The organism is Campylobacter sp. MIT 12-8780, from assembly GCF_006864535.1.
Classification (GTDB): Bacteria; Campylobacterota; Campylobacteria; order Campylobacterales; family Campylobacteraceae; genus Campylobacter_D.
In genome coordinates this window covers 52,870-79,543 of record NZ_QHLL01000004.1, presented here as the reverse complement: position 1 = coordinate 79,543, position 26,674 = coordinate 52,870, and the positions used below count along the sequence as shown (strand labels likewise).

28 protein-coding genes and 1 pseudogene are annotated in these 26,674 nt (G+C 35.8%); 5 read left to right on the top strand and 24 right to left on the bottom strand.

Features of this window, described 5'->3' with window-relative positions; genetic code table 11:
* The first annotated feature begins 88 nt into the window (after positions 1-88).
* On the top strand, positions 89-889 hold the full coding sequence (locus DMB95_RS04155) for a hypothetical protein (protein ID WP_142931050.1): 801 nt from the start codon (positions 89-91) through the stop codon (positions 887-889).
* Positions 890-927: 38 nt separating this feature from the next.
* Here the strand turns inward: DMB95_RS04155 and DMB95_RS04150 are convergent, their stop codons facing one another.
* The 6 genes from DMB95_RS04150 to tig all read right to left on the bottom strand — a co-directional run bounded on the left by DMB95_RS04150 (position 928) and on the right by tig (position 7,246).
* A complete protein-coding gene (locus DMB95_RS04150) occupies positions 928-2,091 on the bottom strand; it encodes a pyridoxal phosphate-dependent aminotransferase (RefSeq protein WP_142931049.1) in 1,164 nt (387 codons plus the stop codon).
* 139 nt (positions 2,092-2,230) lie between these two features.
* Positions 2,231-3,736 (bottom strand): YifB family Mg chelatase-like AAA ATPase, encoded by a 1,506-nt coding sequence (locus DMB95_RS04145; RefSeq protein ID WP_142931048.1) that lies wholly within the window; start codon positions 3,734-3,736, stop codon positions 2,231-2,233.
* Positions 3,708-4,262, bottom strand: a complete 555-nt coding sequence (gene def / locus DMB95_RS04140) for a peptide deformylase (protein WP_142931047.1) — start codon at positions 4,260-4,262, stop codon at positions 3,708-3,710. The genes DMB95_RS04145 and def overlap by 29 nt, the downstream gene beginning before the upstream one ends.
* Before the next feature lie 3 nt (positions 4,263-4,265).
* Complete coding sequence (locus DMB95_RS04135) at positions 4,266-5,291, bottom strand: GGDEF domain-containing protein (RefSeq protein ID WP_142931046.1); 1,026 nt, start codon at positions 5,289-5,291, stop codon at positions 4,266-4,268.
* Between the two features lie 15 nt (positions 5,292-5,306).
* Complete coding sequence (clpP, locus tag DMB95_RS04130; protein ID WP_142931045.1) at positions 5,307-5,891, bottom strand: ATP-dependent Clp endopeptidase proteolytic subunit ClpP; 585 nt, start codon at positions 5,889-5,891, stop codon at positions 5,307-5,309.
* A complete protein-coding gene (gene tig / locus DMB95_RS04125; protein WP_142931044.1) occupies positions 5,891-7,246 on the bottom strand; it encodes a trigger factor in 1,356 nt (451 codons plus the stop codon). The genes clpP and tig overlap by 1 nt, the downstream gene beginning before the upstream one ends.
* A gap of 121 nt (positions 7,247-7,367) precedes the next feature.
* Between tig and folE the strand changes: the two genes are divergently transcribed.
* Complete coding sequence (gene folE / locus DMB95_RS04120) at positions 7,368-7,940, top strand: GTP cyclohydrolase I FolE (RefSeq protein ID WP_142931043.1); 573 nt, start codon at positions 7,368-7,370, stop codon at positions 7,938-7,940.
* A complete protein-coding gene (gene fliI / locus DMB95_RS04115) occupies positions 7,940-9,316 on the top strand; it encodes a flagellar protein export ATPase FliI (protein WP_142931042.1) in 1,377 nt (458 codons plus the stop codon). The genes folE and fliI overlap by 1 nt, the downstream gene beginning before the upstream one ends.
* Before the next feature lie 72 nt (positions 9,317-9,388).
* On the opposite strand, the gene DMB95_RS04110 is transcribed toward fliI, so the two are convergent.
* From DMB95_RS04110 to DMB95_RS04070, 9 genes are all read right to left on the bottom strand, one after another.
* Positions 9,389-9,862, bottom strand: coding sequence for a GNAT family N-acetyltransferase (locus DMB95_RS04110; RefSeq protein WP_137632371.1), 474 nt, complete (start codon positions 9,860-9,862; stop codon positions 9,389-9,391).
* Between the two features lie 9 nt (positions 9,863-9,871).
* Complete coding sequence (gene argC / locus DMB95_RS04105) at positions 9,872-10,909, bottom strand: N-acetyl-gamma-glutamyl-phosphate reductase (RefSeq protein WP_142931041.1); 1,038 nt, start codon at positions 10,907-10,909, stop codon at positions 9,872-9,874.
* Positions 10,910-11,128: 219 nt separating this feature from the next.
* Positions 11,129-11,992 (bottom strand): ATP-binding protein, encoded by an 864-nt coding sequence (locus DMB95_RS04100; RefSeq protein ID WP_142931040.1) that lies wholly within the window; start codon positions 11,990-11,992, stop codon positions 11,129-11,131.
* A gap of 133 nt (positions 11,993-12,125) precedes the next feature.
* Entirely contained in the window at positions 12,126-13,025 is a 900-nt protein-coding gene (locus tag DMB95_RS04095) for a helix-turn-helix domain-containing protein (protein ID WP_142931039.1), read from the bottom strand.
* Complete coding sequence (locus DMB95_RS04090; protein WP_142931038.1) at positions 13,000-13,476, bottom strand: MerR family transcriptional regulator; 477 nt, start codon at positions 13,474-13,476, stop codon at positions 13,000-13,002. The genes DMB95_RS04095 and DMB95_RS04090 overlap by 26 nt, the downstream gene beginning before the upstream one ends.
* A gap of 14 nt (positions 13,477-13,490) precedes the next feature.
* Positions 13,491-13,967, bottom strand: a complete 477-nt coding sequence (locus tag DMB95_RS04085; protein WP_142931037.1) for a MerR family transcriptional regulator — start codon at positions 13,965-13,967, stop codon at positions 13,491-13,493.
* 82 nt (positions 13,968-14,049) lie between these two features.
* Positions 14,050-14,970 carry an aldo/keto reductase gene (locus tag DMB95_RS04080; RefSeq protein WP_142931036.1) on the bottom strand — a complete coding sequence of 307 codons (921 nt, stop codon included), beginning with the start codon at positions 14,968-14,970 and terminating at the stop codon, positions 14,050-14,052.
* Positions 14,971-15,097: 127 nt separating this feature from the next.
* Positions 15,098-16,411 carry an NTP/NDP exchange transporter gene (locus DMB95_RS04075; RefSeq protein ID WP_260604823.1) on the bottom strand — a complete coding sequence of 438 codons (1,314 nt, stop codon included), beginning with the start codon at positions 16,409-16,411 and terminating at the stop codon, positions 15,098-15,100.
* 237 nt (positions 16,412-16,648) lie between these two features.
* A complete protein-coding gene (locus DMB95_RS04070) occupies positions 16,649-17,494 on the bottom strand; it encodes an aldo/keto reductase (protein ID WP_142931035.1) in 846 nt (281 codons plus the stop codon).
* Positions 17,495-17,703: 209 nt separating this feature from the next.
* Between DMB95_RS04070 and DMB95_RS04065 the strand changes: the two genes are divergently transcribed.
* A complete protein-coding gene (locus DMB95_RS04065; protein WP_142931034.1) occupies positions 17,704-18,711 on the top strand; it encodes an aldo/keto reductase in 1,008 nt (335 codons plus the stop codon).
* A gap of 125 nt (positions 18,712-18,836) precedes the next feature.
* Complete coding sequence (locus tag DMB95_RS04060) at positions 18,837-19,874, top strand: type II asparaginase (RefSeq protein WP_260604822.1); 1,038 nt, start codon at positions 18,837-18,839, stop codon at positions 19,872-19,874.
* 495 nt (positions 19,875-20,369) lie between these two features.
* Here the strand turns inward: DMB95_RS04060 and DMB95_RS09855 are convergent.
* From DMB95_RS09855 to DMB95_RS04015, 9 genes and pseudogenes are all read right to left on the bottom strand, one after another.
* A pseudogene (locus tag DMB95_RS09855) lies at positions 20,370-20,516 on the bottom strand (MerR family DNA-binding transcriptional regulator); the annotation flags it as partial.
* A gap of 42 nt (positions 20,517-20,558) precedes the next feature.
* A complete protein-coding gene (locus DMB95_RS04050; protein ID WP_142931031.1) occupies positions 20,559-21,188 on the bottom strand; it encodes a protein-L-isoaspartate(D-aspartate) O-methyltransferase in 630 nt (209 codons plus the stop codon).
* Complete coding sequence (locus tag DMB95_RS04045) at positions 21,185-22,525, bottom strand: nicotinate phosphoribosyltransferase (protein ID WP_238386915.1); 1,341 nt, start codon at positions 22,523-22,525, stop codon at positions 21,185-21,187. Before DMB95_RS04045 ends, DMB95_RS04050 begins: the two co-directional genes overlap by 4 nt.
* Before the next feature lie 84 nt (positions 22,526-22,609).
* A complete protein-coding gene (locus tag DMB95_RS04040; protein ID WP_137632354.1) occupies positions 22,610-23,632 on the bottom strand; it encodes a ribonucleotide-diphosphate reductase subunit beta in 1,023 nt (340 codons plus the stop codon).
* A gap of 12 nt (positions 23,633-23,644) precedes the next feature.
* Entirely contained in the window at positions 23,645-24,055 is a 411-nt protein-coding gene (locus DMB95_RS04035; RefSeq protein WP_142931029.1) for an RDD family protein, read from the bottom strand.
* 38 nt (positions 24,056-24,093) lie between these two features.
* Complete coding sequence (gene pyrE, locus DMB95_RS04030; protein ID WP_142931028.1) at positions 24,094-24,705, bottom strand: orotate phosphoribosyltransferase; 612 nt, start codon at positions 24,703-24,705, stop codon at positions 24,094-24,096.
* Entirely contained in the window at positions 24,702-25,265 is a 564-nt protein-coding gene (gene frr, locus DMB95_RS04025; protein WP_142931027.1) for a ribosome recycling factor, read from the bottom strand. Before frr ends, pyrE begins: the two co-directional genes overlap by 4 nt.
* A gap of 12 nt (positions 25,266-25,277) precedes the next feature.
* Positions 25,278-25,625 carry a preprotein translocase subunit SecG gene (secG, locus tag DMB95_RS04020; protein ID WP_142931026.1) on the bottom strand — a complete coding sequence of 116 codons (348 nt, stop codon included), beginning with the start codon at positions 25,623-25,625 and terminating at the stop codon, positions 25,278-25,280.
* A 152-nt stretch (positions 25,626-25,777) separates the two neighbouring features.
* Positions 25,778-26,467 (bottom strand): Bax inhibitor-1/YccA family protein, encoded by a 690-nt coding sequence (locus DMB95_RS04015; RefSeq protein WP_142931025.1) that lies wholly within the window; start codon positions 26,465-26,467, stop codon positions 25,778-25,780.
* Between the last annotated feature and the right edge of the window lie 207 nt (positions 26,468-26,674).

Sequence of the window (26,674 nt, the reverse complement as noted above, 5' to 3'; positions counted from 1 at the left end):
AAAAGATTAAGTTTGTTTGAAAATATCAAATTTTGTTATATAATATGAATTTTTGAAAAAGCATTTCAATACAAAGGAGCAAAAAGCAATGCAAGGTAAAATTTTAGGAGCTGGTGCTATCAGGGGTGATGATGGCAAGCGATATAGTTTCAAACTTGAGGAAGTGAAAAATCTTAATGGCAAGAGTGAGGATCAGCTTGTCGGTGCTGTTGTGGATTTTGAGATTGAAAATGACGAGGCAAAGGCTATTTTTATCACACAATCTGCTCTTTTAGCTGGTGTGAATTTGGATTTTGCTAACTTTGATATGAAAGCGATTAATGGCAGTTTTATCAGCTCTGATGATATTAATGCAGTGAAATTTCGTGCGATTTTAGGTATAGTGTGCGGGATCTTTTCTGTAATACCTTTTGTGGGTTGGCTCTTCTCAATCGCTGGCATTGTGTTTATGATCTTAGCTATACTTTCAGTATGCAAGCTTACTCAAGATAAAAAACTCCTTATTTTTTATATCGCCTCGGCTGTTTTACTTTTCTTTGGGGCTTTGGGCGTAGCTTATACTTATACAGCTTTATTTTTTGCTTTGGCTTTTGGAACCATCGCTGGTGGAGTTATGTTTATGTTTATACTCGGCGTGCTTTTCATCATCGCGGGCTTGGTGTTTAAGTTTTTTTACTACAAAATGCTTGCAAATGTCACAAACGAGCCTTTTTTCATATATGCTTTTATCGCTTTGGTTGTGGCGTCTTTGCTTCAAATTCCACAAAATGCGTTATTTTGGCTAGGGTATTTAGTCGCTATCGTAGCTGTGGTTTTAGAAATCATCGCTTGGCTTAAATTTAAAGAGATAAAAGCCCCTGAAAAAGGCTTAGAAGCAAATATGCAGTGAGCTTTTCTAGCTCATCACTTTTTATGATGAGCTAGGATTTATTTTCGCATAAGAGTTTTCATCTTTTCTAGGCGGTTTAAGGCTTCGTGTAAGGTTTCAAGTTTTTTAGCAAAATGAAATCGTATGTAAGTGTTTGTGCCATCTTTAAAAAAGCTTGAACCCGGCACCGCCGCAACGCCAACCTTTTCAATCAACTTTTGGCAAAATTCAGTATCACTTTCATAGCCAAATTCGCTGATATCAACCAGCACAAAATACGCCCCTTGAGGCGTGCTATGTTTTATATCTAAGGCTTTTAAGCCGTTTAAAAAAGTATCTTTCATCAGTGTGTATTTGTTTTGCAAGTCTGTGTAATAGTTTTGATTGAAATTTAATCCCACAATCGCTGCTTCTTGCAAGGGTGCAGCTGCTCCAACGGTTAAGAAATCATGCACCTTATGCGCTCTTTGGATAATCTCTTTTGAAGCGATTAAATACCCAAGTCGCCAACCAGTGATAGAATAAGTCTTTGAAAGACTAGAGCATGATATAGTGCGTTCAAACATCTTTGGCAGTGCAGCCATATAATGGTGCTTAAAAGGAGCAAAAATGATATGCTCATACACCTCATCAGTGATGACATACACATCATATTTAATCGCCAAATCAGCGATAAATTCAAGCTCTTCAAGGCTAAAGACTTTACCGCAAGGGTTGCTTGGATTGCAAAGTATGATCGCCTTTGGTTTTTGTTTAAAGGCTTGCTCAAGCGCGTCTTTATCAAAGTGAAATTCAGGCGGATTTAAAGGCACAAAAATAGGTTCAGCTCCGCTTAAAATAGCATCAGCTCCATAATTTTCATAAAAAGGCGAAAACACGATCACTTTTTCACCAGGATTTACCAAAGCAAGCATAGTTGCCATCATCGCTTCAGTGCTGCCACAAGTAACAAGCACATTTTCTTCAGCATTGATTTCAAGCCCCATAAAATGAGAAACTTTTCTAGCTAAAGCTTGCTTGAAATTCGTCGCTCCACTTGTGATGGCGTATTGATGAGGTCCTTTGGTAGCTACCTTGGCTAAAGCTTCTTGAAGCTCTATAGGTGGATCAAAGTCTGGAAAACCTTGAGAAAGATTGATAGCGTTGTGCTGAAGGCAAATGCGTGTCATTTTTCGTATGATTGATTCTGTAAAATCAGCCGTTCTTAGGCTTAAAGCTTGCATACTTTTTTTCCTTTTTTGTTGATAAATTTGAAAATATTGTATCGAAAATATCACAAAAAGGGGCTTGAAATTTACAAATTCATTGCTTTTGTCCTTTTGTTTTGACAAATTGAAAAATTTATATTGGTAAAATGTGTTTTTACGCTTTGATTCTAAAACTTAAAGCTTCAAGTAAATGCTCTTTTTCTATAATTTCACTTTGTTTTAAATCAGCACAAGTGCGCGCTACCTTTAAGCTTTTATTAATGGCTCTTTGAGAAAGTTTAAAACGAGCTATGGCAAGTTCAAGAGTGCTTAAAGCCTCCTTTGAAAGCACGCAAAAATGTTTTAAATCCTCATCTTTAAGCTTGGCATTAAACTCAGTTTGTCCTCTTTGTTTTTGAAAGATAAAGCCTTGCAAAACTCTATCGCTTAACTCTTTTGAGCTAAAAGAGCTTTTATCCTCGCTTCTTACTTCATCCATAGCCACATATAAATCAATTCTATCTAAAATCGCTGCTGAAATGCGGTTTTTGTAGCGTTTGATCTCAAGTTCGCTACATTTACAATTAAGTTTGTGAGAAAATAAATTCCCACAAGGACAAGGATTTTGCGCGGCTACAAAGATAAACTTAGTTTCATATCTTACCTTTGAATTTACCCTTGAGATGAGGATTTGATTATCCTCTAAAGGTTCTCTTAGACTTTCTATGACATTTTTGCTAAAATGTGGAAATTCATCAAAAAAGAGCACTCCTCCATTTGCAAGTGCGACTTCTCCTATCTTAGCTCCTCTTGTACCACCTCCAAAAATGCTTGCTCTTGTGCTTGTGTGATGAGGATTTCTAAAGGCTCTTTGGCTTGAAAACTCGCATTCTTTTGAGTTTAAGCTCTCATAAGCATTAGCAGCTAGGATTTCATTTAGACTTTGAGGCGGCATGATATAAACCAGTCTTTTTGCACACATACTTTTTCCACTTCCAGGACTTCCTTCAAAAAGTATATTATGCATGCCTAAAGCGGCGATAAGGCAAGCAAATTTAGCATTTTCTTGTCCTTTAATATCCTTAAAATCAAAGGCAAAATCTGTGTTTTGGATATAGGCTTTTTCTTTGATAAATATAGGATTTGCAAAGAGTGGGTGGGTGCTTGAGTAGAGGAATTTTTCTCTTTGCTCGCTTGTAAAAAATTCTAAGGCTTCATCAAGATTATTTACTGCATATACCTTTAAATTTGGTATCATTGAAGCCTTTGCAGCTAGGCTAAAAGGCACTAAAACCTCAGCTTTTTCAAGTTTGGTGCTTAAAAATAAGAGCAAAGAAAAAAGCTCATTTGTGCTTTTTACACTGCCATCAAGTCCAAGTTCACCAAAGACGAAGCATTCTTTGAAGTCTTGTTTTTGCAAAAGTATTAAGATGGCAATGGCTAAGTCAAAGTGTGAGCCTTGTTTAGGGATACCGCTTGGGCTAAGATTTATGGTGATTTTTTGGGCTGGAAAGGCAAAGTTTTTGCTCATCAAACAAGCCTTAATCCGCTCTGTGCTTTCTTTGATCGCAGTATTAGCAAGTCCTACTATAGAAAAGCCGGGTAAGCCCCTTGTAAAAGTGCTCTCAACTTCTATAATATCAATTTCATCACTAAGACTTAGGCATTTGAGTTTTTTCATTTTTGACTTTTTTGGCAAGCTTTTGAGCTTCTTTAAACTCTTTTTGAAATTTCTGTCTTTGAGAATATGATAATTTTTCTATAAACAAATGTCCATTAAGATGATCAAATTCATGCTGAAACACCACAGCTAAAAAATCACTTGCCTCAAGGCTATGCTTTTTGCCAAAGCGATCTTGATAATGCAAAGCCACGCTTTTATAACGTTCAACCTCTTCATAAAAACCCGGTATGCTTAAGCAACCCTCAGTAAAAAGTATCTTTTCATCATTTATAAACTCAAGCTCTGGATTAATGATCTCAAGCAAATTTTCTTTTTTTTGCTCCTCATTTTCATCAGGTATATTAGCTAAAAAAACACGCACGGGCACATTAACTTGAATGGCAGCTAAACCAACCCCTTGTCCTGCTATCATCGTTTCATACATATCATCAAGCAAAGTATGCAAATCTTCATTAAAGCTACGTATAGGCTCTGAGTTAAGATACAATCTCTTGCTTGGATAAGTGATGATCTTTCTTTGCATATCCTAGTCCAAAACAGCGAAATTTTGGCTATCTTTGCCGGTAGTGTTTAGCATCTTAATCATCTTATCAAGCAATTTATCAATACTCAAATCATCTTTGATTAAGCTCATCACGACTTCTAAATTCATATCCACTTCAACTGAAGAGATGAAAAAGTTTGTATTATAGATACGATCGATTAGTCCTTCTATGATTTTTCGAGCGTTTTGGATATTGCAGTGTTGTAATAAAAGCATAAAAATACCATCTTGATAATGTGCGAGTATATCGCCTTTGCCTATATTTTTGCTGATGATTTTAGCGATATTTTTAAGTAAGATATTTTTGTCTTTTGTGTCTGCAAGCTTACTTAAAACCGAGTCTTTTATCCTAAATAAAACTATGGTATTTTGATAATTATATTTTTCATAGCCTTCTTTACAGAGTTCAAGGGTGTGAAGGAGGAATTTTTTGTTATAAATTTCAAAGATAGGATCAAAATCACTTTGCTCTTCTATGCTTTTGTAGGTGTGGCTTACCTCTTCGAATTTTTCTTTGATATCATAAGTATATCGAGAAAGTAAGGCTAAATATCGATCAATATCTATTTGCATCGCACCTAAGGTAGCATTAAGAGCGAGGTTGCCTGAATTTATGGAAAGCTCTGACATCCTTTTGGCGATCATTTCTTTAATCACTTCGGTATTTTTATAGATCATCGCCATATCTTGAAGCAAGATATTTAAGGCAGAAAAGCTTTTTTTAACTTTTTTTTCGATCACAACTTGCTTACCTTCTTGCTTGCTATCAAGCTCCATCATCTCGGTGATTCTTTTTTTAAAAGTCATCGTTTGAGAATCAAGCATTTTTTCAAAATAAATGCGATAATTCGTTGGTATAGGTGGCACATTATCTTTCACAAGAGCTTCAAGAACTGATTTTGAGAATTTATCAAATTCACCACCGCTGATTTTTTGAATTTTTTGAGTTTCTCTTTCTGAACTTGAGCCAAAATTTGCACCAAAACCAGCTAAAAAATCATCTTCCATAACCTAGTCCTTTATTTATTTAAAGCTTTTTTGCAAAACCTTGTCAATAAGCCCGTATTCTTTAGCTTCATTTGCACTCATGAAAAAGTCTCTTTCGGTATCTTTTGCGATTTTGGTAAGCTTTTGATTTGTGTTTGCAGCTAAGATTTCATTTAAAATACTTTTAAGTCTTAAAATTTCTTTAGCTTGGATTTCTATATCTGTTGCTTGTCCCCTAGCTCCACCTAAGGGCTGATGAATCATAATGCGTGAATTTGGCAGAGCAAAACGTTTGCCTTTTTCGCCACAACTAAGCAAAAATGCTCCCATAGAAGCAGCTTGTCCTATGCAGATAGTGCAAACGCTTGGTTTGATATAATTCATCGTATCATAGATACTAAAGCCACTTGTGATAACTCCACCGGGTGAGTTGATATAAAGATAAATATCCTTATCTGGATCCTCAGCTTCTAAAAATAAAAATTGAGCCACCACAGAAGCTGCCACATCATCATTAATCTCGCCACTTAGCATTACAATGCGATCTTTTAAAAGACGGGAGTATATATCATAACTTCGCTCCCCTCTACTTGTGCGCTCGATGACATAAGGGATATACATTATTTTTCTCCCTCATTTTTGTCTTTTTTGCTTTCTTTTTTCTCTTTTTTAGGCTCTTTCTTTTCATCTTTTGGCATAAAGATATCGTTGAAAAGTTTTTCTTCAACTAAAGCCATTTTTACAGCTGGTAAAATACCTTGTTGCTGATAGTTTTGTAAAAGTGCTCTTGGATCAATCCCACTTCTATAAGCTTCAAAATACACAGCTTGCATAACTTCTTGATCGCTTACACCTATCTTTCTAAGCAAGGCAAGTTCATTGATGATGAAGGTAAGTTTGACACTTTTTTGAGCTTCATCTTTAAATTCTTCTCTTTTAGCCTTAAGCTTATCTTTATCTTCTTGTAGGGCTTTAATCTCATCTTGACTTAGGCTTGAGAGTGAATTTCTAAGTTGCAAGTCAATTTCTTGTTCGACAACGCCCTTTGGCAAATCAAAAGTATATTTTTTCACTAAAGCTTCAGCTAGAGCCGGTTTTAACTCCTCGTTGATGAGAGTATAAAGCTTTTCTTGCTCAAGCTGCTTTTTGAGCTTTTCATCAAGCTTTTCTTCGCTTAATTCTTTTTCATTTGGTAAAAGTTTTTTCAAAAGCTCTTCATCGATCTTAGCCGGCACAGCTTTTAAAATTTCATGAAGTTTGATCTTAAATACCGCTTCTTTTCCAGCTAAATTGGAAGCACCATAATCTTTTGGAAAAGTTACTTTTATATCTTTTTCTTCGCCAGCTTTCATACCTATCATTGCTTCTTCAAAGCCCGGGATAAACTGCTTTGAGCCTATCTCAAGAGTGAAATTTTCAGCCTTACCACCTTCAAAAGCCTTTTCATCAACAAAGCCTTCAAAGTCAAATTTTGCAAAATCGCCCTCTTTTAAGCCTCTTTTTTCTTTAATCGCTTCGTGAGTGGCGAAGTTTTTAAGTATTTCTTCTTTTTTGCTTTCTATTTCTTTTTTAGTGATTTTTGGAGTGCTTTGTTTTGGGATTAGCTCTTCATATCCATCAAGCTTGATCTCTGGTTTAAAGGAGATCATCAAATCAGCTTCTACCGCACCTTCTTTGTTGTCAAATTTTTCAAAATACGGCTCGCCGACTATATCTTTGCTTTCTTTTTTAAGCTCTTTTAAGCCAGTATTCATTGCTTGTTTTAAAAGCTCTTGTTGCGCATCAGCTTTTAATTGCTCGCCATATCGTTTTAATACCGCACTTGCAGGCACTTTTCCGGGTCTAAATCCGTCCATTTTTATGGTTTTTGCTGTTTTTTGAGCAAGCTTTTGCACTTCATCTTCTAAGCTTTTTGCGTCAATTTTTACGCTTATATTTGCATTGACTTTATCAAGCTGCTTCGCTTTTACTTCCATTTCATTTTTCCTTAAAAAATAAATTTTACTCGCCACTATATCAAATTTTGCCTTTTAGTTAGATAAAAATTAAAGTTATTTATGATAAAATCTTAAAATTAAATTTCAAGGAAAAAGTATTATGCAAGAAGAATTTGAAAAATCAGTTACAAATATCTTAAATTTAATAGGCGAAAATCCAAAACGCGAAGGGCTTTTAAAAACCCCAGCCAGAGTAGCAAAAAGCTTTGAATTTCTCACTCAAGGCTATAAAGCAGATCCTAAGCAAGTCTTAAATGATGCTTTATTTGTCAGCTCAAACAATGAAATGGTTTTAGTGCGTGATATAGAGTTTTACAGCCTTTGCGAGCATCATCTTTTGCCTTTTTTTGGGCGCGTGCATGTTGCTTATATCCCTGATAAAAAAGTGGTTGGCTTGAGTAAAATTCCTCGCCTTGTTGAGGTTTTTGCTCGCAGACTTCAAATTCAAGAACAACTTACCGAGCAAATTGCAGAAGCTTTGATGGAAAATGTCGGTGCAAAAGGCGTTGGCGTAGTTATAGAAGCAAGGCATTTATGCGTTGAGATGAGAGGAGTGCAAAAGGCAAATTCCACCACAAGCACTTCAGCATTAAGAGGCTGTTTTTTAAAAAATGATAATACCAGAAGGGAATTTTTCTCCCTCATCAACTCCTCAAAACAGGTTCGTTTTTGATGAGCCTTTCAAAACTAAGAGCAAAGCTAGGCAGTGAGGATTTAAAATCTGTCTTTGGAGAAATCACCAAAATTTCAGCTACAAGCATAGAGATAAAAGGGCTAAAAACCGGCGTTGGCGATATAGTGCGTTTAATTTCAAATGAAAATAAAGACTTGCAAACTTTAGCTATGGTGGTTGAGGTTAAGGCGGAGTTTTCTTATCTTAGCCCTTTTTCTTTCATAGAGGGCTTTAAGATAGGCGATAGGGCTTATTTGAGTGAAGCTGGTATGCATATAGGCGTAAGCAATGCCCTTTTAGGACGCGTGGTTGATCCTTTTATGAATCCAAAAGATGGCAAAGGTGCTATTGAGGTTGATAAATTTATGCCTATTATGCGTGCGCCTATTGATGCGATGAAAAGAGGACTTATCAATGAAGTTTTTCCAGTGGGCGTAAAGACTATTGATGGGCTTTTAACTTGTGGAGTGGGGCAAAAACTTGGCATTTTTGCAGGCTCTGGAGTGGGTAAATCAACCCTCATGGGTATGATAGTAAAAAACTCAAAAGCTCCTATAAAAGTCGTCGCTCTCATAGGCGAAAGAGGGCGCGAAATCCCTGAGTTTATAGAAAAAAATTTAGGTGGAAAGCTTGATGATACAGTAATCATCGTCGCCACAAGTGATGATAGTGCTTTGATGCGTAAATATGGTGCTTTTTGTGCTATGAGCGTGGCTGAGTATTTTAAAGAACAGGGCAAAGATGTGCTTTTTATCATGGATAGTGTAACGCGTTTTGCTATGGCTCAAAGAGAGATAGGCTTGGCTCTTGGTGAGCCACCTACTACTAAGGGCTATCCACCAAGTGTTTTAAGTCTTTTACCCCAGCTCATGGAACGGACAGGAAAAGAAGAGGGCAAAGGCACGATCACAGCCTTTTTCACCGTGCTTGTTGATGGAGATGATATGAGTGATCCTATAGCCGATCAAAGCCGTTCGATACTTGATGGGCACATAGTTTTAAGTAGAGAACTCACTGATTTTGGTATATATCCGCCTATAAATATCCAAAACTCAGCCTCTCGTGTGATGAATGATATCATCACGCCAGAACATAAGCTCGCCGCACGTAAATTTAAACGTTTAAACTCGCTTTTAAAAGAAAATGAAGTACTTTTACGCATAGGTGCATATCAAAGAGGAAGCGATAAAGAGCTTGATGAGGCTATAGCTAAAAAAGATTTTATGCAAAATTTTCTTACTCAAACTCCAGAAGAAAGTTTTGAATTTAATAATATAATTGAAATTTTAAAACTCATCAACACCCAAACGCAAGCTCCAAATCCAAACAATCAACAAAGCACAAATTCTCTACAAATCCCAAATTTACCGCAGTAAAATACAATGCAAAAAGCAAAAATGGGCTTTTTTCTTTAAATTTGAGTTAAGCATAAAAACTAAAGCAAAGGCTTATTTTTTAACAAAATGCGTAGAATTATGTTCGTTTAAAGAAAGATCATAATAATTTGCGTCCTCTCTTAAAGTAAAGCCGTAATTTTTCCAAAATTCATTGCCTAGATCGTTGTTTTTAAAGGCGATGAGAGCGATTTTGTTAATCTTTTCTTTTTTTAAAGCAGCTAAACAAAACTCTGTCATTTTATGCGCTATGCCAAGTTTTCTAAAGCCCTGATGCACGCATACATGATAAAAGCCTCCTGTGCGTCCATCATGTCCGCAAAGTATGCTTCCTACTATACTTCCTTTTGCATAGCCATTTTTTTCATCTGCTAGCTCAGCCACTACGCTTAAGCCCTCATTTCTCCTTAAAAAAGCTGTAATATTTTCTTTACTATCATCAACGCTTCGTATCCCAAAGCCTTTTATCTCACACCAAAGTTTAAAAACAGCTTCATAATCTTTTTCATTCATTGCTCTAATATTCATTTTTTTCCTTTATAAAAGCCCCAAATTTTCAAGTCCCAAACTCTCATCAAAACCAAAAGCTAAGTTCATATTTTGCACAGCTTGTCCGGCTGCTCCTTTTAAAAGATTATCAAGGGCTGCGATGATGATAAGGTTTTGTGTTCTTTCATCAAAAACAAAATTGATATCTAAAAAATTTGTCCCTTTAACAAAACGCGTTTGAGGTAAAATGCCAACAGGTAAAATTCGTATAAAATTCTCATCTTTATAAGTGTTTTCATACACACTTCTTAGCTCATTTATTTTACCCTTAAATTTGGTATAAATACTTGCTAAAATCCCCCTTTGCATAGGCACAAGGTGCGGGGTGAATTGAAGCGTGATATTTTCATTTGCTGCAAGACTTAGTTCTTGTTCTATCTCTGGAGTGTGGCGGTGCGAGGCTATGCCATAAGCTTTAAAATTTTCATTAATCTCACAAAAAAGATTTTCTTCTTTTGCTCCCCTGCCAGCCCCGCTCGCTCCACTTTTTGCGTCTATGATGATAGAGTTTAAGTCAATAAGCTTATGCTTTACAAGCGGATAAAGTGCAAGTATAGAAGTCGTGGTATAACAGCCCGGATTAGCGATGAGACGTGCTTTTTTAATCTCTTCTCGTTTGAGCTCGCTAAGCCCATACACAGCCTCGTTTAAAAAGCCTTTTGCCTTGTGTTCAAGCTTATACCATTTTTCATATATGTTTGCATTTTTAAGGCGAAAGTCAGCGCTTAAATCTATGATTTTGCAGTGTTGCAGTAAGCTTTCATTCATCACTCCAGCACAAAAGCCTTGAGGCGTGGCTGTAAAGATAAGATCAACTTCTTTTGCCACTTCGTTGATATCCTCATCTTTGCAGAGTAAATCAAGCTTTTTAAAGGTGTTAGGATAGACTTTAAAATAAGGCTCATCTTTATACGCTCTTGATCCAAGATAGCAAAGTTCTGCTTTTGGGTGCCTTAGCAATAAACGCACAAGCTCGTATCCTGTGTAGCCATTTGAGCCAAAGATGGCGATTTTGATTTTATCCATAATGATCCTAGAGTTTTACTTTAAATTTGTGATTATAATCAAATTTTTGTTTTAAAATCATAAAATCAAGCAAAATTTCAGAAATTTAGGCATTTTAAGGCAAATTTAGGATTTTTTAGGGAGCAAGTCGCTGATTTCAAGATCAAATTCTTTAGTGATAAAGATGAAAAACCACCTACCTCTTCCCCTTTTTTCAAGGGGATAAATTTAAACTTAAGCCTACTTAAGCTCAACTTTAAGCACTTTATTTTCAAACATTTTTGGGATATAAAGCGTGTTTTTATCTACAAAAAAGTCTGCTGGTCCTTGCATATAAGGAAGCTCTAGGGTGCTTATCTTGCCTTTGCTTATCTTATAAATCACGCCTTGTAAATTCTCTCCCCATGAACTTACCAAAATATCACCATTTTCAAGCACAGCCACGCCATCATATGCCCCTTTTGTGTCTATCAAGGTTTCAATGTTTTTATTTGCTAGATTTAACCTTATAACCTTACCTCCGCTAACGCCGTCTGGGTGGTAGCCTGCTATGATAAGGGCATTATTTTTTGTATCTATTGCTAGTCCATTTGCTCCGCCAAACTGACTTAAATCAAGCTTATAAAACTCGCTTATAGTATTGTTTCTAAGGTTGATTTTGTGGATTATCCCTGTGCCTGTGTCGCTTACTAGCAAGGTATTTGCATCTAAAACGGCTATATCATTTAAAAAGACAGCTCCATTGATATTTAACCTTAAAAGCTCTTTTTTGTTTCTTACATCAAAGGCATAAAGCGTGTCAATATCCACTACAAAAAGCCTATTATCAAGCCTTGCCATACCTTTTGGAGCATTGAGCTTTGAAGCAAAACTTTTGTCCACAATCTTACCACTTTTATCAAGCTTTGTGATAAAACCATCGCTATCTTTTCCCAAAGGATCAGCCTTTGTACCTATATTGCTTACATAGATAAAATTATTATCTACAAATACGCTTTCTGGACTTGCAAAACCTTCTAAATCAACATGTTTAAGTTCACTTGCGAACACCTCACTGCCTAAACTTGCTGCCAAAATGGCACTGATGAAAAACTTTGTTTTCATTTTTTCTCCTTTAAAATTAAAATCACAAGGCAAAGTATATGAAAAGTGAAAATTTTTTTGTGCAAGTTTTTTGGAAAAAAATATAAGTTTTTTGATTTTGCTGAAAAATATTTTGTGTATTAAGGATTTTGCATTAAAAAGAAGCTTTTTGCAAAGTCTTTTGATACTGCTTTGGGGTTTGATTGAATTGCTCTTTAAAGCGAGCTATAAACCAAGCTGGTGAGCTAAAACCACAATCTGTGCAGATTTCATTTACATTTTTATCAGCGTATTGAAGTAGAAATTTAGCCTTTAAAAGTCTTTTTTCATCAAGCCATTTTTTAGGAGAAATTTTAAAATACTGCTTAAACTCACGCGAAAAGCTAGCATTATCAAGCCCTGCAAACTCAGCCATATCAGCTACGCTTAAAAACTCACTCTCACAATAAGCAAATAGTTGATCAAGCCTTAAGCGACTGGTATTAAAGATGGTTTTTAAAAAGCTTAAAAATAAGGAGTTTTTGCTTAAAGCAAGGTGCAAAAACAGCTCTTCAAATTTAAGTTCTATCAAGGGATCAAGATGGGCTGAGTTTGGCTCAAAATATGGTGCAAAAGCTGATACTATCTGGCTTAAGCTCTCATCTTCTAAAGGGGTATTTTGGGCTAAATGCACTGAATTTGCATTTTGCATTTGAGTAAAAAATAAGTCCTTGTGCTTAAAGCCAAGCTTTGCTAAAAGGGTGTTGTTAAAAAAGAAAAGATAGGCTTCATAATTTTGCTTAGCTATGTTGCTGAGTAAATACGCTCCAGCTGGTAAAAGCAAAGCCTGATTTTCCTTTAAAATCAGCTCTTTTTCATCAAATTCATCTTGAAAATGCACTTTTTTCTCGCCCTCTTTAACAAAAATCAGCACATTTTCTTGCATACAAGTAAAAAGCTTGTGCGAGCTATCATTTTGTTTATAGCGCGCAAAAACACAACTTGAAACGCTTTTAAGTTCAGTGCTTTGCTTTTTATCTTGAATGCTTTTAAGCTCTTTTGGTAGGTAAAACATTTATTTTATCTTTAGCTTTTTTTGCCTTGTTACCAAGCTCAAAAGGAGGAAGTTTTTTGATCTTGTTGCCAACTTTTTTCTCACAAAATAAATTCCCACTTGTTTCTTCATAAATTTTAAGCTTTTCATCGATTTTTTCAAGTATAAACTTAGTTTGAGCCATATCTTTGATGATAAAATCCTTTTGATCCTTAATCATTTGCTTACGCTCTTCAAAGGTGCTATCGCCCTTATAATAAAGCTCTATATAATGCTTAATGCGTTCAATTGGCATCTTAGTAAAGCGAAAATACTCTATCCACTTCACCCACTCAACATCGCTTTTGCTAAAATAACGCACATTGTTTTTATCACGTTCTAAATTTGGAAAAAGCCCCTTTTTGATCCAAAATTTAAGCGTAGTTGAGGGCACGCCCGTTTGTCTTTCAACCTCGATGATAGTATAAGCCATAGTTTTTCTCCTTATTAAGCGTGTGCTTTTTGTTTAGGCTCTTTAAGCTCAAGTTTTTGTTTGCTTTCACTAGTGTAAAAATCCCTTACACTTTGATAATGCTTGTTATTTGGATCAAGCAAATCCTCGCCTGTTAGTTCCATATTTTCATACACAACGATCTTTTTTTCTAGCCTTTGCAAGCCTTTTTGAAGTTTTGCTAGCTGAGAAATAACCTTAGCTCTTTGCTTTGTCAGCAAATTCTTTCTTGCACTTGCAGAAGCTACGCCTTTAGTAGTAAGATAAATATAAGCTTTAATATCCTCTAAACTCATATCCATAGAACGCAAACACTCTATCCACAGCACCCATTCTATATCTTTTTTGGAAAAATACTTCACCCCATTATGATCGCGTTCTACAAAAGGAAAAAGCCCCTTTGTAACCCAAAAACGAAGCGTATAAGGCGTGATACCGGTTTGCTTTGCCACTTGGGCTATGGTGTAAGCCATGAGTTCTCCTTAAAAAAATAATGTAAATTATACAAAGAATTTGATAAATAAATGCATTTTAAGCTCATTTTTTTAGCTGAGCTTACCACCAACTTACCGAGCTTTTGCCTGTATCAAGCTTAGTAATTTGTGCTAAATCTGTGCTGTCAAGTTTAAAGTCAAATATATTTATATTTTCTTTAAGACGTTCTATTTTAGAAGTCTTTGGAATGACTATAACTTCTCTTTGCACCAACCATCTTAAAACTACTTGAGCTATGCTTTTGTTGTGTTTTACAGCGATTTGCTTTAGCACTTCATTGTTAAAAATGCCATTTCTTCCAGATACAAAAGGACTCCAAGATTCAAGCTTACAATTGCCATTTTTTTGCATAAGTTCTTGATAGCTTTTGTGTTGTAAAAATACATGAGTTTCCATTTGATTGACAGCTGGGGCTATCTTGCAAGTTTTGATAAAATCAAGATAGGCTTGTTCTCTAAAATTTGAAATCCCAAGAGCCTTGATCCGTCCTTCTTCATAAAACTCCTCCATAGCTTTATACATAGCACTTCTTTGGCTAAAATTGCGGTGCAGTAAAAGTAGATCAAGGTATTCAAGCTTCATATCCTTTAAAGTCTGCTCTATATGCCTTTTAGTGCCTTCATAATCCATGCCACTTGAAAGCTTAGTCGTGATAAAAAGCTCATTTCTGCTCACCCCACTTTCACGCAAGCCCAAAGCAAGCTCATTTTCATTGCCATACATTTGCGCTGTATCAAATAAGCGATATCCTAGCTTGGCTGCTTCTCTTGTGATATTTACGCACTCAGCCGCATTAAGCCCATAAGTGCCAAGCCCCAAAAGTGGCATTTTCACGCCATTGTTTAAAGTGATCATCTTTGCTCCTTGTAGTGAAGTTGTATCTAAGCTTTGAGCCGCAAGCTCGCTTAAAAGCCCACCAAAACCCAAAACCGCCCCAGCCTTAAGGCTAGTTTTTAAAAATGCTCTACGATTGTTTTGCATTTTTACTCCTTTTTGATTTTAAATATTATTGCAAAATTTTTTAGCCTTATAATTTTTACATTTTTTGCTAAATGATAGATTTTGCATATAAAATTATAAGAAATGATACTTGGTATCTGTCAAACTTCTACCCCAACTCCTTCTCATACTTTTTCCCAAGATACCAGCCAAGTATGCTCCATTGAAGGCTTATTCCAGCTCCTGCAATAAGTACAGCTGGAATACCGATTGTAGCTATAGCTCCTTCAACTTGTGCGCTTATAGCGTCTCCTCCTCTATATACTACTGTATCTAGGAAGTTTTTGACCTTGTATTTAGACTCTGAATCAAGTGGCACAAAGAGCATTTCTCTGCCTGGGCGTATGAGGGCGTATTCGCCTATCCTGCGTATGGACATTACAACCACTATCGGTAAGAAGGCTGGGTGAGTAAAGGCTAGCACTATAAAGCCAATGGAGATGATTAGTCCAAGGCTTGAAAGTAGCCATTTTAGCCCTATGAGTTTGACTATCCTTGAAGTGAGGAAAAACTGGATAAAAAAGCTTGCACTTTGCACGATTAAGTCTATATTTGCAAAGGCTGCAGCTCTTGCTTCTCTATAACCCTCACTTGAACGCGGAAAAAGCTCTTCTATGATCCTGCCTTGTTCGACATATAAAAAGGTACTTACACTTGTTAAAAGCAAGATAAAACCTACAAATGCCATTAAATAAGGGCTTTTGATGATAAGCTCAAAGCCTACAAAGGGATTTTTTGAACCTATTGGCTTAGAAAAGCGTTCTTTTAAGGCTTGTAAAGGATTGCTTTTATCATCGCTTTTTCCTAAAAGCTTAAAGCTTTCTTGGACGATAAGGTATTTAAGTATGGTAGCAAGAGCTAAAAATACCATAGAAATGAGTATAAAATTTTGAGTTTCAAAAAGCCCTTTAAGAAAGCTAACTAAAGACGCCCCTAAAATCCCACCTAAACTTACTCCAGCGATGATTATACCAAAAAGACGTTGTGATCTTTCTTTGCTATACACATCTACAAGCAAGCTCCACGCACTTGAGATGATAAAAATATTAAACACGCTCACCCAGATATAAAAAGTTCGGCTAAGATAGACAAAATACTCACTTTCAGGAGCAATGTTAAGTATAGCCACAAAAAAACAAAGTAAATTCAGCGTAAAAAAGGCAAAAATACAATCTATATAAAGCTTGCGTTTAACAAAACCACTCAGCCACATAGCTAGCATTGAACAAAGCAAGGTTGCTATAAAGGTGCCTAAAAAAAGCCATTTTAGCTCCTCGCTTCCTCCTTGCAATCCCAAAGCGTCTCTAATGGGGCGTAAAATCCCATAACTTGCAAAGAGTAAAAACATAAACAAAAATGAATACAAAAGCAAGAAAAACTCGCCCTTTTGTAAATTTAAAATTCTATATAAAAAGTTTTGCACTAGTATTTTTTTTCCTTGATTTATTTTTGTGTAATTATAAAGCCAGACACCTAGTGTTTGTCAAGAACAAATTTAAAAAATTTGCGAATTTTTTTTCAAAAAAACTTTTCAAAGCATGATATAACAAGGTTTTAAAAAATATAAATTTAAATTTGCAAAGAATGCGCGCGTAAATCCTTGCTAAAGTGTATCATTCACTCCTTTTTACAATTTCTCCTTATGTCGCTTATTGAGCCACTATTTAAAAAGCTCATTTAGGTATTTTACCATCGCTGGATCAGCGTGGTTGAAAAAGAGGCTCTCGCCTTTTTCAAGTTTCGCAATCTGCACCTTGTCATCAGAATCTAACTCAAAATCAAACACATTGAAATTCTCTATCATACGCTCTTTTCTCGTCGTTTTTGGGATAACGATAATACCACGCCCGATAAGCCAATTTAAAATCACTTGTGCCACGCTTTTATTATGTTTTTGAGCGATTTTTAGCAAAGTGGGATTTTTAAACATATTTTGCTTACCCTCACCAAAGCTCGCCCATGATTCTACCGCTACGCTATATTCGCCCATTAGTTTTTGAAAATCTACTCTTTGGTGAAATGGATTGCATTCGATTTGATTTACCGCGGGCTTTATTTCATTATTCATACAAAAATCCACAAGGCGATCAGGCAAAAAGTTACTTACGCCAATTGCCTTTATCCTGCCCTCTTTATAGAGCTTGCTCATCGCCCGCCACGCGCCATAGACATCATTGACAGGTTGATGGATAAGATAAAGATCCAAATAATCAAGCCCAAGCTTTTTCATCGAAGTTTCAAACGCCTTGAGTGCGTCTTTTTCATTGGCATGGCTTACCCAAAGTTTTGTAGTGATAAAAAGCTCTTCTCGTTTTACCCCACTTGCTTTAAATCCAGCACCCAAAGCCTCTTCGTTTGAATACGCTTGTGCGGTGTCAAAACTGCGATAGCCCACGCTTAGTGCGTCCTCCGTGCATCTTTGCGCTTCTTTTAAATCCGTGATTTGAAAAGTCCCATAGCCTAGTATAGGCATTTTAACGCCGTTATTTAAAGTAATATATTTCATTTTTTCTCCTTTATTTTTAAAATCTTATAAAATTATATAGCCTTACACCTAGTGTTTGTCAAGGCTAAATTTGAAAAAAATTGTAAATTTTTTAAATTTACTCTTGACTGAGAGCGGCTCTCATCATTTATAATTTCTTTAAGTTTTTTATTTTGATCTTTTTGATAAGAAATAAAAAGCATAATTTTATTTTAAAGAAAGGAAAAAGTATGAATTCGCAAAACGAATTAAGCAAGGATAGAAGAGAGTTTTTGAAAAACTCAGCTAAACTTGGTATAGCTACGCTTGGAGTGTTGGGGACATCTAGCTCGCTTTTTGGCGCAGACTCTGCAAAAGCTTCAAATTTAGGCAGTGCTGTACCAATTGTTACTTTAAATAATGGCGTAAAAATGCCAATGCTTGGCTTTGGAGTCTTAAGACTTGGCGATCAAAAACAAACTCAAATGGCGGTTGAATCTGCCCTTGAGCTTGGTTACCGCCTTTTTGATACAGCCCAAAGTTATGGCAATGAAGAAGGTGTGGGGTATGCTTTAAAAGCTACTGGGGTAAAAAGAGAAGAGCTTTTCATCACGGTTAAGCTTTTTAAAGCCTTTGCTACTGAAGCTTTGGCTGCAAAGGCTTATGAGGATAGCTTAAAACGTTTGAATATAGACTATGCTGATTTATATCTCATTCATCAGCCTGTAAATGATACTTATGGAGCTTATAGGGCGATGAGTAAGCTTTATAAAGAAAAAAGAGTAAGAGCTATAGGGGTAAGCAACTTTGATCCAGCTCGCATTATGGACTTTGTGCAAAATCAAGAGATCAAACCAGCTGTAAATCAAGTCGAATGCAATCCGCTTTTCCAAAACTATGCCACTCAAGAGATACTCAAAGAGCTTGGAATTCAAATGGAGGCGTGGAGTCCGCTTGCTCAAGCAAAAAACAATATCTTGCAAAATCCCGTCTTAGCTCGTATAGGCAAAAAATACGGCAAAAGTCCAGCTCAAGTCATCTTAAGGTGGATTTATCAAAGAGGTATAGTTGCGGTTGTAAAAAGTGGCAATGTAAATCGTCAAAGAGAAAATCTTAATATTTTTGATTTTAATCTTAGCACACAAGATATAAATGATATTGCCAAACTTGATACAGGCAAAAGAGGACTTGATCATCAAGACCCAGCTCGCATTAAGTGGCTTAATGAAAGGCAGATGATTAAGGCTGAAAGGATATAAATACCCATTTAACAAGGACAATCAAAGCAATTTTTACAATTTCTTGCTTTGTATAAGCAAGAAACATTTTTAAACTCCTTTAAAACAAGGGCAAATTCGCCCTTGTTGCTCTTAAAATCATCATCTTGTGTTATAATCGTGCAAACTCAAGTGTTAAGCAAGGAGCAAATATGCAAGTAAAACCTAAAATAGCTATCTTAGCTACAGGAGGAACTATAGCTGGGGCTATTGATAATGCAGTAGCAACCACAGGTTATACAGCCGGTGTTGTGGGAGTTGAAGCTCTTATTAAAGCAGTGCCAGAGCTTGCAAGCTTAGCTGATATTTCAAGTTATCAAATCGCAAATATCAATAGCTGCGATATGAATGATACCATTTGGCTTACACTTTCTCATAAGATCAATGCGCTTTTTTTAACTGATATTGATGGTGTGGTGATTACTCATGGCACTGATACTATGGAGGAAACAGCGTATTTTTTAAGCCTTGTGATAAAAAGCGATAAGCCAGTGGTTTTAGTAGGAGCCATGCGTCCTTCAACAGCTATAAGTGCAGATGGTCCTAAAAACCTTTACAATGCCATAGCCCTAGCAGCTGATAAAAATGCTAAAGGCAAAGGCGTAATGGTAGCAATGAATGATAAAATTCAAAGTGCAAGAGGAGTGGTAAAAACGCACACTTTAAATATAGATGCTTTTTCTTCGCCAGATTTTGGGGATTTGGGGTATATAGTAGATGGTAAGGCAACTTTTTATAATAATACCACCAAAGCGTATGGCAAAAATACCCCTTTTGATGTTGGTAAGCTTTCAAGCTTACCAAGAGTAGATATACTTTATACTTATTCAAATGATGGTAACGCAGTTGCTGCAAGGGCTTTGTTTGAAAATGGCACAAAGGCTTTAATTATCGCTGGAAGTGGGGCTGGTAATATCCATAAAGATCAAAAAAATATGCTTAAAAAGCTTCTTAAACAAGGACTTATCATAGCTATAAGCTCGCGTATAAATGCTGGTTTGGTAGCGCTAAGCGATGAAGATAAGGCTTTGGGCTTTATTAGCGCGCAGGATTTAAACCCTCAAAAAGCAAGAGTGCTTTTAATGCTTGCTTTAACAAAAACAAAAGATACGAAAAAAATTCAAGAGTATTTTTTAAAATACTAATTTGAGTTTTAAGCTCGTGTTTGAGCTTGCAAGAGTTTAAACCGATATAATTAAGTTGAAACTATGCTTTGTTTTAAGTCTATCTATAGAAAAAGCTTTTCAATTCAAGGTTTTAAAACAAAGCCAAATAAATTTTGATGAAAATGCTAAAGTTTATTTTTCTTTTCTTGCAAGCTTTTTCTTTGCGCTTGCGTGATCTTTTAAGCTTTGATAATCCCTTTCTTCTTGATAATAATTTCTTAGCCTTTCATCTTGCCCTAAAGTAAGCTTGTTTTGATCTTCTTTTGCTAGCACTTCTTCGTAAAAATTGATCTTTTTTTGCACGACTTTTAAGGCTTTTGTGTAGCTCTTAAGCGTGGATAATATCTCTTTTTCTTGCTCTTTTATCATCTTAAGTCTTGCTGGTATGCTTTTATCGCCTAATTTACAAAGCTCTACAAACTCGCTAATCTTAGCTATACTCATACCCGTTTCACGCATACACTGAGCTAGGGCTACCCATTGTAAATCTCTTTGAGAAAAATATCGCACATTATTTTCATCTCTTTGAATGTGAGAAAACAAGCCCCTTTTAGCCCAGTATCTAATGGTATGAGCACTTACTCCTGTAAGTTTTTCTACCTCTTTGATGGTATAAGCCATAAATTTCCTTTTTTGAAATTATTAAAATGAATGAATAAGGCTTTATTCTTTGCCCTCAAGCACTGGCACAAAAAGGCACTCTTCTAATACTTCTTTGCGAATTTCGCCGTCTTTTTTATAAAATCTTGTGATGAATTGTTTGTTATTTATAAGCATAGGTGCAACAAGCATACCTCCATCCTTGAGTTGCTCAAAAATCGCATCTGGAATGCTTTGTGCGTAAGCTGAAAAAAGTATGCGATCATAAGGTGCGTAGCGACTCCAGCCAGCTTGTCCGTCTGCGTGCAAGACAAGTATATTGTGTAATTCAAGCGTGTTAAAGGTTTTTTTGGCACTTTCTACGAGATTTTCTATACGTTCTACACTAAAAACACGGCGCACGATCTTGCTTAAAATCGCCGCTTGATACCCAGAGCCACAACCTATCTCAAGCACATTATCAACATCTTTAAGCTCAAGAGCCATAGTCATCTTAGCCACGGTTAAAGGCGAGCTTATCCATTGATTGCCTATCATTGGCAGGGCATTGAGGCTGTAAGCATGGGCTTTTAAAGGCGAGAAAAGCTCTCTTGGCACGGAACAAAAGGCGTTAAATAAGGCTTCGTTGATAAAAGTTTTTTCAGCGATTTCTTCTGCCATGCTTTTGCAACGTTTTTGCTCGAAAAATGTCATTTTCTTTTCCTTGTTTGCAATAACTCATCTTTTAATTTATTCAGTTTTAATGAAAGTAAGAGTTTAAATGTGCTTGAGTTTTCAAATTTTGTAATTTTGTCATTAAAGTGCAAAAGGGCTTCTTGACTAAATTGAGCGATTTCGTGTAAGCTTTTTTTCTTATATACGAGCTTGCCTTTTTGAAAGATAGGTATTTGTAAGGCTTGTATTGTGGTATTTGCTTTTGTGCTTACAAGTTCATCTTCAAGATAGAGTTTATCATAAAGAGCTTTGTGCGAGCTTTTATCATAAAAGCGGTAAAGCTTTTTAGGAGCTGGATTTGTGATCTTTTCGCTGTTTTCGCTGATCTTGATTTTTGGTGTGATCTGCTGTGTTTTTTTAGTGGCAACAAGCTTATATACACAGCCTAAAACTGGTTCGCTTTGAGCGGTGATGAGCTTTTCGCCCACTCCAAAGGCATCTATTTTTGCTCCTTTTTCAAGCAAGTTTTTGATCTTATATTCATCTAAACTACCGCTAACAAGGATTTTGCAGTGTTTTAAACCTGCTTCATCAAGCATAAGCCTTGCTTTTTGGCTTAATTTGCATAAATCCCCAGAATCAAGCCTTATGCCTAAATTTGCGTTTTTATCCCCTTTAAATACCGCTTTAAAGGCTTTTATAGCATTTTTGATCCCTTGAATACTCTCATAAGTATCCACCAAAAGCACAGCATTTTGCGGATATAGTTCGCAGTATCGCTTAAATGCTTCATACTCATCTTCAAACATTTGCACCCAAGAATGAGCCATAGTTCCAGCCACAGGTATGTTATAAAGCTTTCCTGCAAGCGTGCAAGCAGTAGCTTTACATCCTCCTATAAACGCTGCTCTTGCCCCGCTAAGTGCTGCGTCAATGCCTTGAGCGCGTCTTGAGCCAAATTCCAAAACAGCCCTGCCATTAGCCGCTCTTACAACTCTACTTGCTTTTGTAGCAATGAGGCTTTGGTGATTTAGTGTTAAAAGTATGAAAGTTTCTAAAAGTTGAGCTTCACAAGCTCTAGCTTTAACACTTAAAATTGGCTCATAAGGAAAAGCGATCTGTCCTTCTTCAAGGGCGTTAATATCTCCACTAAAGCGAAATTTTTTTAAAAAGCTTAAAAAGGCTTCATCAAAAAGTTTTTGTTCTCTTAAAAAATTGATATCCTCTTCATCAAAATGTAAATTTTGTATATAAGTGATGATTTGCTCTAAACCAGCGACTATGACAAAACCGCCTTTATCTGGAACTTTGCGGAAAAAGACATCAAAATAACAAATCGTATCCGCATCAGCACTCTTAAAATAGCCATTACTCATAGTAAATTCATAAAAATCACAAAGCAAGGCTAGATTGATCTTGTTTTCTTTCAAAATTTATCCCTTAAAAAGCACAAATTAAGCTTAAAAATCATCAAAACTAATGCTACCTTTAGAATAATTTGTAACCTTACCTTCAAAGAAATTCGCTCTTTGATCGTTAAATTTAGAAAAGTCATCAACCCATTTTATAGGGTGTTTAGCATTATAAATTCGATCTAAGTTAATTGCAACAAGTCTTTGATCGATGAGATAGTGAATGTATTCTTCTATAATATCATCTGTAAAGCCCATGATTTGATTTTGCGTGATATACTTACCCCATTTGATCTCAAGCTCACCGGCTTTTTTAAACATATCATAAATTTTATCCACATTTTCTTTATTAAAAAGATCAGGACGTTCAGCTCGTGTTGAGTTAATCATATTTTGAAATAAAAGCAAATGCGTAATCTCATCTCTTTGGATAAAACGTATCATTTGTGCAGAACCTAGCATCTTGCCAGCTCTAGCTAGAGCATAAATGGCTGTAAAACCGCTGTAAAAATACACACCTTCTAAAATTTGATTGGCTACCATAGCAAGCAAGAGTTTATTATCATCAACATCACCAGCTAGCTCCTCATAAATCGAGCTTATGAAGTCATTTTTTTCTCTTAAAGTTTCATCGTGCTTTTCCATTTCATAAATCAAGTCAGTGTTTTCACAAATGGCTTCAACCATTACAGCATAGGACTTTGAGTGATTGGCTTCCTCATAAGCTTGACGCGTTAAGATAGCGTTGATTTCTGGGGCTGTGATGTATGGGTTGATATTATCAGCAAGATTGTTTGCTTGAAAGCTATCCATTGAGATGAGCTGACTCCAGACAAGATCATACATTCTTTTTTCAGCTGCTGTAAGATTGCAACGATAATCAAGTGCGTCTCTTGTGGTATCAACTTCTTTTGGAAACCAAGTGTTTGCTTCCATTAAATCCCAAAGTTTTAACGCCCAAGTGTATTTTGCTTTGGTAAAATTTAAAATTCCGTGCGGGTTGCCATCAAACACCTTTCTTTCGGTGAGGGTTTCGGTGGAGTTTGGATTGTAGATTTTCTTTCTTTTCATTATAAAGCCTTTCTAAATTTTGCTGACTATACAGCTTCGAGTGAGTATATCATGAAGCATAAAGCCGTCTTTTCTAAAAAAACTCATCACTAAGCCAAAAAGAAAAGCACTGCCAAATAAAAACACGACATACCTTAGCATAATCCTTAAAAAACCGAGTTTATTGCCTTTTTTAGAATCAATCAAATAAAGCTCATACGCCCTTAAACCCGGACTTTGAGCCTTAAAACTTAAAAACAAAGCCTGAATAAGCCCAAAACACAAAGAACATAAAAAAATAACAAGGTGATTTTCTAAAAACGCCTGTTTTGAGCCTAAAGCAAAATAACAAATATATAAAATCGGCGTATAAATCAAAAAAATATCAACCAAAAATGCCTTAAAACGCATAAATCTTGAGGCTATCTTTGCTTTTGCTTTCATTTTTTCTTTGTATCAAACCCCTTCTATCAAGTTTTGACTTAGTTTCCGCGACTTCCGGGCTTAATGGCAGTGCTTCCTTGCTTACACAAAGGACAATTAGCTGCGTCATAGACTTCAAATTCAAAATTTCCTAAGGTAAAAAGTGGCAAATTTTCTGGAAGTTTTGCATTGTCTTTTCTTGTAGAGTTTGTAAGATTTTTAACCTTACAAATTCCACGATTTGCTAAGGCCGCAAAACCTACAACTTCTCCGCCTAAACTTTGTATGATATTTGCACTTTCTAAAGCTGATCCACCTGTTGTGATAATATCTTCACAAATGATGAATTTTTCGCCTTTTTTAACCTCAAAGCCTCTTCTTAAAGTCATCACAGAATTAACTCTTTCTGTGAAAATAAAACGTTTTTTACACGCCCTTGCAAGCTCATAGCCAGCTAAAATTCCACCAAGTGCAGGCGAGCAGATACTATCAAATTCAAGTCCATGTTCTTCTATAATCGCGGCTAATTCTTCACAAAGTTTGTTTGCAAGTAAAGGATTTTCAAGCACTTTTGCACTTTGTAGATAAAAGCCTGAGTGTTTGCCAGAGCTTAGTAAAAAATGCCCTTCTAAAAATGCTCCACAATCTTTATAAATCTGTTCTAAATTCATACTTTTAAAAGTTCGCTTTCTTTGTTTTTGACGTTTTCATCGATTTTCGCGCTATAGCTATCAGTGAGTTTTTGCACCTCATCATAAGCTTTTTTTGCCTCATCTTCACTTATAGTTTTGTCTTTTTCAAGTTTTTTTACGCTATCATTGGCTTCTTTTCTGACATTACGCACTGAAACCTTAGCTTTTTCGCCCATAGCCTTAGCTTGTTTGACATTTTCTTCTCTTTGCTCTCTTGTCATCGGTGGAAAAAAAAGCTTTACACTTTCGCCATCATTGTTTGGATTGACACCTATATTTGCTGCTGCTATGGCACTTTCTATACCTTTAAGCATAGGTTTTTCCCAAGGCGTGATTGTGATGGTTGAAGCATCGCTTGCAAGCACTGTAGCAACTTGATTTAAAGGTGTAGCCGAGCCGTAATAATCCACGTTGATATGATCTAAAATGTGTATATTTACCTTGCCTGTGCGTAGAGTGGTAAAGTCTTTTTTAAGGGCTTCTAAAGCCTTTTCGCAGTGGGTTTTTTGTTTTTGATAAATTTCATTAAGCATGATCATTCCTTGCTGGGTTTAATTACTTGTGTTGTTTTCAACTTGTGGAGCACTTGGTGCAGCTGGTGCAACACTTACATTAGCTTCTGTGCTTGGCGGGATCAGCGAGCTTGCTTTTTCAGCTACTGAGCTTGAAGTTGCTTTTGTGTTATAGATATAACCTAATGCTATGGTGTTAATGATAAGCAAAAGTCCCATGATAAAGGTGAATTTAGCTAAAAAGCCAGCTGGTCCTTTTGCGCCAAATAAACTTTCATTACTGCCACTATACGCACCTAAACCTATGCTTGAACTTTTTTGCAAAAGCACTACAATGCAGATGATTAAAACCAAAAGAAACTGGATAATAAATAAAAGCGTAGTCATTTTTTTCCTTAAAAAACTAAAATTATAAAAAGAAATTATAATCAAAAAAAGCTTGAAAAAGCTTGAAAAATACAAAGAAAATAGAAATTATTTTTAGAAAAGTCTTACAAAAAACAAATTCCTTGCAAGAGAAGTTCTTGCAAGGTTAAGTTTTATTCTCTACTACTTGTAAGCCCTAGAATTTGAAGCAAAGCAGTGAAAAGATTGACGAAGTCAAGATATAATGCTACTGCACCTTCAATCGGTGTTTCATAGTTGCCACGAATAATGTTTTGTGTATCATAAAGTATATAAAATGAGAACAAAATCGCAGCCACGCTAGAAATCACAAGCTGAAGCATAGGGCTATGAAAAAAGATATTAAGCAAAGATGCACATACCACAACGATAAGCACGATGAAAAGCATTTTTCCCATAGTGGTAAAATCTTTTTTTGTATTCATCGCAAAAATACTTAAAGCTCCAAAAGCAACCGTTGTGAGTGCAAAAGCTTGTGCAACTATCACTGCTCCTGCTGGTAAGGCTAGCACTGAAGAGAGTAAAGGTGTAAGAGTAAGTCCTGAACAAAAAGTAAAAGCAAAAAGCAAGATGAGGTTAAGCGGGGCTTCTCTTTTTTTCGCCATTAAGCCAAAAAGCAAGCCAATTTCTACTATAAAAAGTATCCAAAATGCCATTTGGCTTATGCCACCAAGAGCATAAATTCCAACATAAGCTCCAGCAGTAGCAGCTAAAAGCGAAGCGGCAAAAAGTTGGTAAGTTTGTTTGATAAAGGTGCTTAAAGCTGAACTTTGTCTGCTTGAAAGCTCCTGTGTTTTTGAGTAATCTCTATCATAAAGACTCATTTTTTATCCTTTAATAAAAGTGTTTTTAAAGTATAAATTTAACAAAAAATAATAAACAAATTATCTTTTATTTTGAAATTTCGATTTTATATTTTATATTTTTATAAAAATATAGTTATCGTAAAAGTCATGACGATCAAAAGGCTTTAAGAAGCCCATTTGAAGGTAAAAAAATATTTTTTCTTAAAAATTTAGCTTTTCTGTGTT